The following is an 11,916-nucleotide window of genomic DNA, read 5'->3' as shown; positions in this document are numbered from 1 at the left end:
CTTTATTCCTCTGCTATTTTTATCTTCGCTAGATTATCCATAATCCTTTGATTTAAAACTTCTTCTTGTGCCATTTGCTCTGCTAGTTGAGTTTTTAAACTTGTAAATCTCTCTGTAAAGTTAAAATCATCTTCAACCTCTTCTAACCCAACATATCTACCTGGTGTTAGTACATAATTTAACTCTGCTACTTCTTCATAGCTTGCCGACTTACAGAAGCCTTTGATGTCTTCATAATTTTTGTCGACTTTCCAATTATGATATGTCTGTGCTATTTCTGTAATATCATCATCACTAAACTCTTTAGTTCTACGATTGATTAGATGTCCCTTATTTCTTGCATCTATAAAGAGTATATCTTTTATCTTACGTCCTCTTTTGATAAACCATAGCGATGCTGGGATCTGTGTATTCAAAAATAGCTTAGCAGGTAGATTGACTATACAGTCAACTAAATTTGCCTCTACCAAAGCTTTGCGAATATCACCCTCACCAGAAGTGTTTGATGTCAAAGCTCCTTTTGCTAATACAAAACCAGCTACTCCAGTAGGTGCTAGATGATACAAGAAATGCTGTATCCAAGCATAGTTAGCATTACCTGCTGGTGGTGTGCCATATTGCCACCTTGCATCATTTCGCAGTAGCTCACCACTCCAGTCTGATATATTAAATGGTGGATTTGCAATGATATAGTCAGCTTTTAAGTCTTTATGTGCATCATTCAAAAATGAGCCTTCAGAATTCCATTTAACTTGCGAGCTATCTATACCTCGTATTGCTAAGTTCATCTTACATAGTCGCCAAGTAGTTTGGTTTGACTCTTGCCCATAGATAGAAATATCATTGATTTGCCCTTGATGAGATTCAACAAACTTCTCAGATTGGACAAACATACCACCACTACCACAACATGGGTCAAATACTCTACCTTTGTATGGTTCAAGCATTTTCACAAGTAGCTCAACTACAGATTTTGGCGTATAGAATTGTCCACCCTGCTTACCCTCTGCTAGAGCAAACTCTCCCAAGAAATACTCAAACACATGACCAAGTACATCAGCACTACGGCTTTGAGTATCACCAATAGAAATATTACCAATTATATCAATTAGCTCACCTAGTGTTGTCGAGTTAAGATTATCACGCGCATAAACTTTTGGTAATACACCTTTTAGAGAGTTATTTTCTCTCTCGATCTCATCCATTGCCTCATCGACTAGCTTACCAATCTCTGGTAGTTTTGCATTTGCCAAGAGATACGACCATCTTGCTTTAGTTGGTACAAAGAAAATATTTGACTCTAAATACTCATCTTTATCCTCTGGATCTGCCCACTCTTCACTTTGTAGCTCTGCATATCGCTCTTCAAAGCTATCTGAGATATATTTCAAAAATACCAAACCTAGTACAACATGTTTATATTCTGCTGCATCGATATTTTTTCTAAGTTTGTCTGCTGCTTTCCATAGAGTGACTTCGATAGACTCTGAAACTGTCTTTTTTGCTTTTGCCATTTGCTTGAATTTTAAATAGAAAATAAGTGTATGATTTTATTATATTTAATTGGTTTGGCTATTGCTAGAAGTATTGATTTATATAGTTATCTTTCGCATCAATGAAGTCAGTAAGAGCTGTAATCAGTTCAGACATATATTCTTGTATAAACTCTGGCTCATATTCATTTGCTCTTATATATGCAATCTCTACTTTAAGTTTTGATAACCTTAAATACATTTCTTTAGTTTTGTTAGCTTTTCTCTTACTAAAATATACTCTTATCAAATCTTTAGCTTTATCAAGTGAGTCATTAGCCTTCTTATAATTTGATTCTAATACAAGAGCCATTTCTTCAATATTTTCTTCTAAATCTAAAATTTCCCGTATTGAGTTTGATGCCTCATTTAGAGCATTAATCACTTCAAGTTTTCTTCGCTTTTTTTCTTTTTTAGATAGAAATAATTTATCCAAACCAAGAGATATGCTTATGATTGAACTTATAGACATTTTGAATAAGTTTGATATGTAACTTGTATAAAAGGATAAACTAAATATTAAAAGAAAACAGCTACTTGATTATCAACTGCAAAAGTTGTGATATCACCTGATAGCTCAATATCACAAGCTAGAGATTCAAAGTCGATATAGTATCTTAGATATTCTGGAACTGATGAGATATCAGTAGTTTCTTCTGCATAGTCTTCAACTGAGTTATATAAGCCTATGAAACGATCATTTATCATTTCGATAGCTTCATCAATGCTATTTGTATACTTATAAGCTTCTATAAAAAGCTCACCATGTTCTACTATGTTTTGAGCTACTTGAGAAATAGTCTCTAAGTTTTCATATTCTGACAAACCTAGACTGTCAAAATCTTCATAATCATGTATTGCCCATTCTTCAGCATCTGGCATAGGTGAATCTGCTAAAATCTCTTGAATTTCTTCTTCTAAAGCAGAAACATCTTGGTTTGCATTAATCCATTTACCGTATAGGATACCATTGTTATAGCTGGCTAAACATGCGATATAAATTTGTGGCTCGTAGTTTGTTGTCATTTTTTGCTCCTTTTGCTTTCACTGTTACAACAACTTGAAGGACAGCCAATTAAAAAACATAGAAAATCATGGTGGAACTTACAGGCAAAACCTTGATTTTATATGGTATTGGCAAACTGGTTTGGTGTAATACAGTGACAAAAGGTATTAGTCAAAAAATACAAACGAAGAGCTTATTTTAGTCATCGCATTAGCTAAAGCTATACTGTGATTATCTGGGTATTTATGGATTAGCAAAGTTAGGTGTTTTTAGAAGTTAGAAATGCTGATTTTAGTAGTGACTATGTTAGTTCTGTTGGGCTGGTATGAATAAGATTTTGTCGGTTTGTTTGAGTATTGGAAGTGACTATTTATAGTAGTTATTGTAGATATGGTAGTTTTTAGAGGATTATTATATAGTGTATTTGGTATTTATATACTCTAGATAGATGTATTTGAATTTGTAAGGATTATTTTACTAGTTGCAATATGCATATATTGCATAAGTATGAAGTAAGATGCCTTTTTTGAGCTTATGCAATTTTTGCACAAGTTTAGGTGTTTACATTTTACATGGTCTCAAAGTGAAACCACTTCCAAACATCTTCAGTTAGATTGAATTGTCGTTTCTGTCCATTAGTTGATACAGTTACTGACTTTATAGATTTTATAGCTTTTTCAACCATTTGAGCCTTAGCTTGATCTGGCATGACATATCTAACTTTAGATATTTGATTAGCTTTTATCATTTTAAGGTACTGCACTATTATCTGCTGATAGCGATGTTTACTTTTTATAGTTCTCTCAGCCTCTATAGCTATCTTTTGATTATCTTGTGTAATGATAATTGCATCAGGTCTTTTAACATTCTTACCACCAAACCATTCATCAGTTAACCATCTACCACTAATATATTTGTGGTTTTGTTTAATTGCTTGTAAATGTATCTGCTGACAAAGAAACTTATGTAATAGTTGGCTATGTTTAAGTTTGCTTATTTCAAAACCTCTTCTGTCAAGGTGATTAGTCTCAGCCATACCTTGTGAGGTGATACCTATGATTTTATAACTTTTGTTTGGTTCTTCTACACTTGGTAGATTTATTTCTCTAGCAAAACCTAGCTTTTCTAGTCTTTTGATAAATCCACCAATACCTTGTGATGAAGTAATTCCAGTTACCTCTTTCAATATTTGTCTATTGGTATAAACTTCATCAGCTAAGAAATCTAAAGCAAGCTTTATTCTTTTATTACCTTGTTCTATAAGATCTTTCCTACCTCTTGTTTCAATCATTATAAAGCCCCCATAATATCATTGTCATCTTCTGAATCTGTTTCAGAGTCATTTGCATTATAAGGCTCAGCTTCTATTAGGGTTGGGTATTCAGTATCACTTGGATATTTAAGCACTTCTGTATGCACCATCTTTGGTAATCCATAGTTTAAAAATAGAGCCACATTACTTGGTAAATTCTCTATTAATGTAGGACTAAAAACATTAACTTCTACTGGTATCTTTGTAGTTTCATAGGCTTCTTCAATTTCTTTCATCGCTGAATTACGTTTTATGATCTTGTTTTCCTTATAAACAATTTTTGTTCCAGTCATATCACTTATACTTTTTGATATTTTTGCATTTGGTTGCTGATAAATAAGCTTTATAGAATTTGTTATAATAGCAGTCTTTACAGAACCTCCGTCAACATCACTTCTAATACCGTCTAAACTCTCAAAACTAGTAAGATTAACCAACATAGTGCAAGCTTTCTTTCTCAGCTGTTCAATAGATTCTTTAACTAATAGGTTTGCAAAGCTTGGAAACTCGTCTATAAACATAAATACATGCTTAGAGTTTTCATCTCGATTTTGTAAAATTTGAACTATCCTCATCATAAAAGCTTTACATAATACAGCTAACTCAGTGCGTTTATTTAACCTAGGACATGATATATAAACTACATCACCCGCTTCTATAGACTCTTTAATAGAAATACTATTTCTCACTTTTACTAACGGTCTATTACTCAGACTCAGAAATTCACTCACAAACTGTGGGAGCTCACCATTTGGATTTTTAAGCGCATCTTCACCATATTTATCAAATACTTTTTGATGAAGGTCATGCATGCACTCAGCATCGTTAAGTTCTTTTATATAATATTTTTGAATAACATCACGTGAATATTGGTTGTAATAGTTTCCGTCACTATCTTTATATTCCAAATAAGGGAACATATTACCCATAAGTTCCTCAAACTCATAAGCTGAGCATTTTTGTAAAATATCAATCTGACTTACAAGATAATCTTTGAAATTAATTAATCTAAATTTCCTACCAACTTTGTTTGCATGAAAGCTCAAGTTTTTCATAAGGTGAGTATCATCGTTTGGATCAAAAACTATAGCAGGATATCCTTTTAAAATCATCTGACTTAAAAAGGTTTGTGAAAAAGACCCTTTTCCTTTGCCACTAGCTCCAACTATTGCAAAGTGTGGTAACTCTTTTCTAAAAATTTCTCCATCATCTATATAGACTGGCTTATTAGTATCAATATCTTTACCGATGAAAGTCTGATTATTTTTAAAATACTTAACTGGTAAATATTTTTTGGCATCTTTAACTCGATCTACTAAAGAGTCATATTCTTGCTGCGAGCTTGTTAACCTTTCATTTTTCGTATTTTTATTAGCTCTATTATTTATATACTCCGCAAAGAAAGGCTCAATTTTTCTAGCATATAAAGTTTTTGCCAATATCACTTGAGCTATGCAAAGTATTATAACAACAGTATAGAAGTTAACTATATTAGCCCATAGATGGTTTGATAAATCTTCATATGCTTTGATATAAGCATGAGATGCAAAGATCTCATTTAACCTATCAAATGGATTTCCAAAGAAGTTCATATGACTAAATGCTTTAATAACAAAAACAGCCATTGTATAACCCACCCCTATAAAAAATATAGATAATACAACCACATAGCAGATCACCATGAAACCTTGTAACAACTGTATTTCAAATGGTACCTCATGCTTTTTTAAGATAGAAAAAGCAATATAATGAGCCACACTTATCAAAGGCAATATCAATAATAATTTAAAGTGCCACCCACCATCTGTCTTAAAGCCTGAATAATCAATCAGACTTGATATAGTAGATAAGACCATATCTAATCCATTTATATTGTATGATACAAGTATTACTATGCATGAAACTATCGGTAATGCTATTGCCAGATAGAAGGTAATGCTTATATTTGATTTATTTCTAGATATATTTTTATTTTTCATTTTAGTAAAATTCCTGATAATTAAATTATTTTTCTATACTATTCTTGTAGTTCAGCACATCTTGTACAGTTGCCATTCTTGTTGAATTTGTCGATATATTTTTAAGCTTACCTAGCTCAAATAACCTATCTACTGATTTATTAGTCTTATAATTCAAAACTAAAGCAATTTGTTTTGGAGTTATTGGTAAATCAAGTATTGTATTAACCCTCATATCATAACTTTTCAACTTAGTGCTATATTCATCTACAATCGGTTGAATAATTTCAACAACTTGCTGACTCAGTAATTTTTCTAAACTCATAGACTAGCTCCTTGCAATTTCTGAAGAACTCCAAAAAAATAGTTCTGATTAGTTGTTTTTATTGATTTTTTTGCAATAGCACTTTCTGTATGAATACATGCATCATACACAACACTTAAATTATCCTTATTTGTCTCAAGCACATTTTTTGCCAATTTATTTGATAACCCTATATGCTGAAGATAATTTACCAAATATTGAGGGTCTAAGCCTTCAATAATATCTATGTTTGTATGTTCTTTATTACTTTCTTTATTAGTATTGTTTATATGTTTATTATTAATAGCTGTTGGTTTTCCACATGTGGGTTTTATCATTTTGGATTTTTCCATATGTGGATTTTCAAGTTTTGGCTCATAATTTATAAAATACTCTCCTGTACCATCACTATATTTTTTATAAATTATCCAACCAAGTTTTTTTAACTCAGCTAAAGCATTACGGATTGATGTTTCACCATCTTTAATTTGTCTCGACATTGAAAAAATTGTAAAGTTCCAATCATCCGGCTTAGATACCATATGCAGATATAATCCTTTGGCTTTCAATGATGTATTTAAATCATCAATTAAAATATTAGGAACTTGTGTAAAAGGAACCTTTCCTTTTTTTAATATATTTTTCCTCATCTTTATAAACCTATAGTTTTCTACATAACGCAATACTATAATAAAAGTTTTCTTTAATCAACAACTTTTAGTTTATTTTTTAGAGATTTTACAGAATTATAGTTTACTTGATTATATACTTATACTTTTATATACTCTGAAATGCAACTAGGAGTTTATTATATGATTACAATGAATGATGTAAAGAGCGAGCTAGCTAGAGCTGGTATTACGCAAAAAGAGTTCTCAGAAATGTTAGGAGTTAGCCTTACAGCTATACAAAAATGGTTCAATGGCACATCACACCCAACCATGAAAAGATACACTCAAATACTTGAGGTTCTTGGTCTTGATGATAATAATAATAAAATAAACAATCAGACAGCTCACAAAGGAATTATCAATAATAATGTTGGCGGATCAAATAATTCTTTTGGAAATACTATATCTGGCGGAAATAATGCATTTGGAAATAACTCAAATGTAAATATTAGTGAAAGCCCAATAGCAAAAAGTAATACTGCTTTTTTAACTATACCTGTTATTAAAAGAGATGATGTTATTACTCTTAATGATGCTCATGAAATTGATGCAATTTCATTAAAAGCTCCAAGTAGTATAAAAGATAAATGTTTTGCATTTAAATATAATGGTACAGATATGAGGCGAGACAGTAACTCATTACTGCCTGAAGACTATGCAAAATACTCAATAGAAGATAACTCTTTAATAGTTTTTGATAGCTCAGATAACGCTCTAAATAATCTTAACAATGGAGATCTCGTGGTTTGTATTGCTGACAATAAAGTAAATGTTAGAGTTCTATATAACAATGGTTATGAAACAACCTTAATGCCATTAAACTCTATAGCTCAAGTAAAAGATACAAATCAAGAGCTTAATAAAAATAGAATTGTAGGCAAAGTATTTTTGATTAGAAAAGATAGATGGTTAAATGATTAACTATATTAATATAAAAATAAAATGTTTCTGCTAAGAGCATTACCATGTTGAAAAAAACGCATAATCGTATTACTTTATAAATATACACAATTGAAGAATAAAAACTCTTGTCAAATCATTTAACTGTAAATTCTCAACGCTCTGATACTATCAACAATAATGCTGAAGTAATAAACATAGATAAGCAATACAACATATCAGACTTACCGAAAGAAATAGTCGAATTAATTGTGTTAGAAAAGTTAACTCTAAAGGAAGACCTTGACTACCCTACCTTCAAAGCTCTTTGCCAGTATTCATACTTAAAAGTTAAAGAATATAACTACAACAAAAAAGAACTTGCTAACAATGATTTTAAATTCAAAGAGATTAGATTTCATAATGGTGAAATAACCATAGGTTTAGACAAATTTATTATTTCTTGGAGCTTTCTACCGTATTTAAAATATATATCAAACATATCTACTCCCTGTGTTATCAGCGGTAAAATTCAATCCATATATAAGTGCAATGACGGGTATATTTTAAAAAAACAGTTTGATGAGAAAAGCAATCACTCTTTTAAAAACCTATATATTAAGCTGAGAAACATAGAATCTATAAGCGGTAAAATAGTTCATTGCTACGGAGTCGCTGGCAAAGTTGATGATGAAACATTAGTCTTTTATCCATACAATAGCTATGTTGTAACTGAGCCGTGCAACAATAATTCTAAACCAGATTTGAAAATTACAGGTCTTAATATTGATAACCAATTAGATATTTTTTTAGACAGAAATATTCCAATAACTTTAACACAAGAACAAGAAGATAAGAAAGAAACACCCATTAAACCTTTGGATCACTTAAAAGCTTTCTGGAAATCATTATTCTAATAACCCAAATACCTTTTATAGCAAATCCACGGCTGCTCTCTTTATATCTGGTGATAAATGAGCATATATCTGAGTAGTTTTGACATCTGAATGACCCGCAAGCTGAGCTACCGTATATATTGGCACACCTTTCATAACGAGCATTGAGCAGAAATTATGTCGAAGATCATGGAATCTGAAATTTTCGATATCAGCTTCAGCTATAAAGCGAGACCATGATTTTTTTATATTATCTAAAGCAGCTCCAGTAACTGGTGATTTAAATACAAGTTCACTTTTACAAGTTTTAGTAAGTTTTAATAAAATTTTCTTTACTTCTGAATGAATTGGGATAGCCCTCGACTTTCCACTCTTAGTATTTTTGGAGTCTAATATTATCTGATTAGTTGTATAGTCAACATCAGACCATCTTAAACTAAAAATTTCTCCCCTTCTCATCCCAGTATAATATCCAATAGTTACTATTCCCTTTAGTAACATGTTTTTTTGCTTACTAAGAGTATCTAAGAATCTTTGAGTTTCTTGCTTATCTAAGTATCTTATTTTAGATGATGATACTGGCTTTAATTTCAATTTACTAAGGCTATTATTATCTATATAACCAAACTCAGAAGCTTTACTAATAGCTCCTTTTAAACAAGCCATAATTCTATTAACACGACTGTCAGATATATTTGTGTCTTTTTGATACTTATAAAGGATGCCACTAACCAAGCTTGGTGTTATATCTTTCAATTTTGTATCATGTATTGACTGTAATTGCTTAGTCAAAATATCATTATTTGTCTTGTAAGATTTTCTATTATCTTTATACCAGTCAAGATAGAAATCATATAAATATTCTTTAAAAGACATATCCTTATTTTTTTGAGATTCGTCTGCTTGAATATCGATACCTTGAGAAATTAACCCATTTAGTCGCTGTGATTCTAACTTTGCCTGAGTTAATGTCAATGAATTATAGTTTGCTATTGTATAGCGCTTTTGTACTTTATTTTTATTTCTATAATTTAATCTCCATGTTTTACCTCCAGAAGGTGTAACTCTTAAGACTAATCCTTTATACTCAGGGTCAGTATAATCGACTATATTATTTGATGGCTTAATCTTATTAAGCTCACTTTTGGTAAATTTTATATTTGGCACTTATCTAATCGTAGGTAACAAACTGGGTAACAAACTGGGTAACAAACTGGGTAACAAACTGGGTAACAAACTGGGTAACAAACTGGGTAACACAAATTATAAATAATTACAGTTCTAAAATATATAAAACTTTTCAAAAACCTTTATATTGCAATACTTATAATTAAACACATGATATTTCATATACAAAAATAAATACATTTTAAAGCATTCATAATGCTGGGGTCGGTGGTTCAAGTCCACTCATAGCTACCACTTATTTTCCCCAACAAAATATTTTCAGATTATAAAGTTAATATCTACTTCTTGTTTATATTTTTTGATTTCAATATGTGACTTAGAAAAGCTAAGATAGACATACAGAATATAGTTATTACAAGAACAAAAGTATTAATACCAAATAATTTACCAATAAATGAAGCACATAGACCTGAAAAACCAATCTGAGCAAAACCAACTAGTCCAGAGGCTACTCCTGATTTATCTTTAAATATATTTATTGCAGAAGCTATCCCCAACGGTAAGACTATGCCGTTTGATATTGAAACAATGGACATTGGTATTATTATTTCAAAAGCATAATTCATACTCGACAAAAAATAAAAAGCTGTAAACAATACTCCACCAATTAAGAAAGATAGCAACCCAATATAAAATACTTTTTCACTCCCCCAAATATTTATTACTTTCTTACTAAAAAAATTTCCTAAATAAATCATTATCGCAAGAGGTATATAAAAGTATCCAACAGTATATTGTGAATAACCCATTTGATTAAACAAAAAAGTCGACTGGGATAAATATGTAAACCATGCACCATATACTAAACATACAGGAATAAGATAACTCAAAAAAGCATAGTTTGATATCAGTAAAGGATAATCATGAAAAATATATATTATCTTCTTTTGCTCTCTATTATGATTCGTTTCTTTCAAGAATAGAAAACTTATAATGAATAATACTATGCCATATATTGCGACAAACTCAAAAGTTGCTTGCCACCCTAGAAAACTAGAAATATATCCACCAATTAATGGGGCTATTGCAGGTGAGATTGCAACTATTGGATAAATTATATTATATATTTTTGTTGCCTCACTGAGATTAAACTGGTCACTAATAGTTGCCCTTCCAACAACCAAACCTGCAGAAGCTCCTATCGCTTGAACAAATCTACATATTATCAGCACATGTACAGAAGAAGATAAACCACAGCAAATAGAAGCAATCGTATATATACCAAAACCTATTAATAAAGTCTTACGGCGTCCATAAATATCAGATAAAAAACCTATAAATATCTGAGATATAGCAAGTCCAAATAAGTAAACTCCCAATGTTAACTGTAATGACGAACTAGTTGTTGATAAAGCTTTTGATAAACTAGGCATCGCTGGCACATATATATCGGAAGCTAATAATCCCATGCTACTCATCATAGCCAAGATGACCATATACCTAAAAAAGTATTTTTTGTCTTTTATATACATTTTTTTTAAAATACTCCTAACTTATTTAACCCAAATCTATCGCAAGTAAGCTCTTTGCAACTCTAGGAAATCCTGCAAATGGAGATACTAATAGTAAAGTTTCAACTATCATATCTTTAGAAGCACCAAGATTAATAGCAGCTTCTAGATGCGACTGCACTTGTGCTTGGCAGTCACCTATTGCACAACATACAGCAATTGTAATTAATTCTTTTGTCAGCATAGACATCTCAGTATCTCTAGCAAAAATACTTTCAAATGCAAAATCAAAAGTTAACTTTGAGAAATCTGGGGCTATTTTCGATAAAGCTTTAATCAACTGTTCTCCAGCATGTTTACCATGTAACTGATTAAATAATTCTCTACCATCTTTACTAAAGTTTTCACCATTAATTAAATTCCTAAAACCTAGTGATGATTTAGTAGGTATAAAATCCTTAATATCAAAATCACCTATGTCATTTAGATAAAAAGGATCATTTCTAACATATTCTTTTGCTGACTCAAGATCCATTACTGAAATGATGAACCCTCCGGAGCGGTTATTATAAGGGCCTGATGCCAAAATCAACCCATCATCATAAAACTTTGAAAGATAATTCATGTGTGACTGTCTATACTTATCTACAACATCCAAACTCTTCTTATATTCAACATTTATCAATATCATTTTTTATCCTAATTATTCATGTTTCAAA

12 protein-coding genes are annotated in these 11,916 nt (G+C 31.0%); 2 read left to right on the top strand and 10 right to left on the bottom strand.

Annotation, left to right across the window (positions count from 1 at the left end; translation table 11 throughout):
* Positions 1-2: 2 nt before the first annotated feature.
* The 7 genes from F7308_RS01475 to F7308_RS01445 form a co-directional block, all read right to left on the bottom strand.
* Positions 3-1,514 carry a type I restriction-modification system subunit M gene (locus tag F7308_RS01475; RefSeq protein WP_013922081.1) on the bottom strand — a complete coding sequence of 504 codons (1,512 nt, stop codon included), beginning with the start codon at positions 1,512-1,514 and terminating at the stop codon, positions 3-5.
* Positions 1,515-1,578: 64 nt separating this feature from the next.
* Positions 1,579-2,004, bottom strand: a complete 426-nt coding sequence (locus F7308_RS01470) for a hypothetical protein (RefSeq protein ID WP_013922080.1) — start codon at positions 2,002-2,004, stop codon at positions 1,579-1,581.
* A gap of 47 nt (positions 2,005-2,051) precedes the next feature.
* Entirely contained in the window at positions 2,052-2,558 is a 507-nt protein-coding gene (locus tag F7308_RS01465; RefSeq protein ID WP_013922079.1) for an antirestriction protein ArdA, read from the bottom strand.
* 548 nt (positions 2,559-3,106) lie between these two features.
* Positions 3,107-3,829 carry a hypothetical protein gene (locus tag F7308_RS09980; RefSeq protein ID WP_013922077.1) on the bottom strand — a complete coding sequence of 241 codons (723 nt, stop codon included), beginning with the start codon at positions 3,827-3,829 and terminating at the stop codon, positions 3,107-3,109.
* Positions 3,829-5,829 carry a type IV secretion system DNA-binding domain-containing protein gene (locus F7308_RS01455; RefSeq protein WP_013922076.1) on the bottom strand — a complete coding sequence of 667 codons (2,001 nt, stop codon included), beginning with the start codon at positions 5,827-5,829 and terminating at the stop codon, positions 3,829-3,831. Before F7308_RS01455 ends, F7308_RS09980 begins: the two co-directional genes overlap by 1 nt.
* 25 nt (positions 5,830-5,854) lie before the next feature.
* Positions 5,855-6,133 (bottom strand): hypothetical protein, encoded by a 279-nt coding sequence (locus F7308_RS01450; RefSeq protein ID WP_013922075.1) that lies wholly within the window; start codon positions 6,131-6,133, stop codon positions 5,855-5,857.
* Positions 6,130-6,762, bottom strand: a complete 633-nt coding sequence (locus F7308_RS01445; RefSeq protein WP_041263579.1) for a helix-turn-helix domain-containing protein — start codon at positions 6,760-6,762, stop codon at positions 6,130-6,132. The genes F7308_RS01450 and F7308_RS01445 overlap by 4 nt, the downstream gene beginning before the upstream one ends.
* Positions 6,763-6,924: 162 nt before the next feature.
* Between F7308_RS01445 and F7308_RS01440 the strand changes: the two genes are divergently transcribed.
* Both F7308_RS01440 and F7308_RS01435 read left to right on the top strand, forming a co-directional pair.
* Positions 6,925-7,704 carry a helix-turn-helix domain-containing protein gene (locus tag F7308_RS01440; protein ID WP_013922073.1) on the top strand — a complete coding sequence of 260 codons (780 nt, stop codon included), beginning with the start codon at positions 6,925-6,927 and terminating at the stop codon, positions 7,702-7,704.
* A gap of 107 nt (positions 7,705-7,811) precedes the next feature.
* Entirely contained in the window at positions 7,812-8,579 is a 768-nt protein-coding gene (locus F7308_RS01435) for a hypothetical protein (protein ID WP_013922072.1), read from the top strand.
* A 15-nt stretch (positions 8,580-8,594) separates the two neighbouring features.
* Here the strand turns inward: F7308_RS01435 and F7308_RS09890 are convergent, their stop codons facing one another.
* From F7308_RS09890 to F7308_RS01420, 3 genes are all read right to left on the bottom strand, one after another.
* Complete coding sequence (locus F7308_RS09890) at positions 8,595-9,725, bottom strand: site-specific integrase (RefSeq protein ID WP_013922071.1); 1,131 nt, start codon at positions 9,723-9,725, stop codon at positions 8,595-8,597.
* A 299-nt stretch (positions 9,726-10,024) separates the two neighbouring features.
* Entirely contained in the window at positions 10,025-11,218 is a 1,194-nt protein-coding gene (locus tag F7308_RS01425; RefSeq protein ID WP_013922070.1) for a multidrug effflux MFS transporter, read from the bottom strand.
* A gap of 25 nt (positions 11,219-11,243) precedes the next feature.
* The gene (locus tag F7308_RS01420; RefSeq protein ID WP_013922069.1) at positions 11,244-11,888 is read right to left on the bottom strand and encodes a carboxymuconolactone decarboxylase family protein; all 645 of its coding nucleotides are present in this window, start codon (positions 11,886-11,888) and stop codon (positions 11,244-11,246) included.
* Positions 11,889-11,916: the final 28 nt, after the last annotated feature.

The sequence above is a fragment of the Francisella salina genome (assembly GCF_000219045.1).
GTDB lineage: Bacteria > Pseudomonadota > Gammaproteobacteria > Francisellales > Francisellaceae > Francisella > Francisella salimarina.
Note: the sequence above shows the minus strand (reverse complement) of the source record. Positions and strands in the feature narration are given on the sequence as shown.

What these genes read in the sequence shown, in the direction of transcription:
- F7308_RS01475 (WP_013922081.1), bottom strand. Translation starts at nt 1,514, where the DNA reads ATGGCAAAAGCAAAAAAGACAGTTTCAGAGTCTATCGAAGTCACTCTA.
- F7308_RS01470 (WP_013922080.1), bottom strand. Translation starts at nt 2,004, where the DNA reads ATGTCTATAAGTTCAATCATAAGCATATCTCTTGGTTTGGATAAATTA.
- F7308_RS01465 (WP_013922079.1), bottom strand. Translation starts at nt 2,558, where the DNA reads ATGACAACAAACTACGAGCCACAAATTTATATCGCATGTTTAGCCAGC.
- F7308_RS09980 (WP_013922077.1), bottom strand. Translation starts at nt 3,829, where the DNA reads ATGATTGAAACAAGAGGTAGGAAAGATCTTATAGAACAAGGTAATAAA.
- F7308_RS01455 (WP_013922076.1), bottom strand. Translation starts at nt 5,829, where the DNA reads ATGAAAAATAAAAATATATCTAGAAATAAATCAAATATAAGCATTACC.
- F7308_RS01450 (WP_013922075.1), bottom strand. Translation starts at nt 6,133, where the DNA reads ATGAGTTTAGAAAAATTACTGAGTCAGCAAGTTGTTGAAATTATTCAA.
- F7308_RS01445 (WP_041263579.1), bottom strand. Translation starts at nt 6,762, where the DNA reads ATGAGGAAAAATATATTAAAAAAAGGAAAGGTTCCTTTTACACAAGTT.
- F7308_RS01440 (WP_013922073.1), top strand. Translation starts at nt 6,925, where the DNA reads ATGATTACAATGAATGATGTAAAGAGCGAGCTAGCTAGAGCTGGTATT.
- F7308_RS01425 (WP_013922070.1), bottom strand. Translation starts at nt 11,218, where the DNA reads ATGTATATAAAAGACAAAAAATACTTTTTTAGGTATATGGTCATCTTG.
- F7308_RS01420 (WP_013922069.1), bottom strand. Translation starts at nt 11,888, where the DNA reads ATGATATTGATAAATGTTGAATATAAGAAGAGTTTGGATGTTGTAGAT.